Origin of the sequence: Polaribacter sargassicola (assembly GCF_021991835.1) — a bacterium.
GTDB lineage: Bacteria > Bacteroidota > Bacteroidia > Flavobacteriales > Flavobacteriaceae > Polaribacter > Polaribacter sargassicola.
In genome coordinates this window covers 1-322 of record NZ_JAHDAU010000130.1, presented here as the reverse complement: position 1 = coordinate 322, position 322 = coordinate 1, and the positions used below count along the sequence as shown (strand labels likewise).

The following is a 322-nucleotide window of genomic DNA, read 5'->3' as shown; positions in this document are numbered from 1 at the left end:
ACGGCGACGAGGGCGGTCGGCCGATTCTGCCTGTCGCCGAGGATCCGCACGCCGGCCTCGTATCCGCCTGGCATGGTCGGCTCGCCGTCGGCATGCCGGATGAATTCGGAGAGTCCGGCGGAGGTCATGGCCTCGCGGTATCCCGACCGGCGCTGCTCGTCGCCGAAGGCGTGGGTCGCGGCATCCGCCCTGCCGCCGAGGAAGGCGATGTCGCGGTGGCCGAGGTCGATAAGGTGCTCGGTGGCGATCCGTGCGGCGGCGGCGTCGTCGATCGAGACGGCGCTGGTGTCCTCGCTGTAGGCGCCGACGCTGACCAGGGGCG

The 322-nt window shown here is 72.0% G+C and carries 1 protein-coding gene; it reads right to left on the bottom strand.

Features of this window, described 5'->3' with window-relative positions:
• Positions 1–322 (bottom strand): substrate-binding domain-containing protein (locus KI686_RS16160; RefSeq protein WP_237590352.1); only part of this gene is annotated, 322 nt, incomplete at both ends.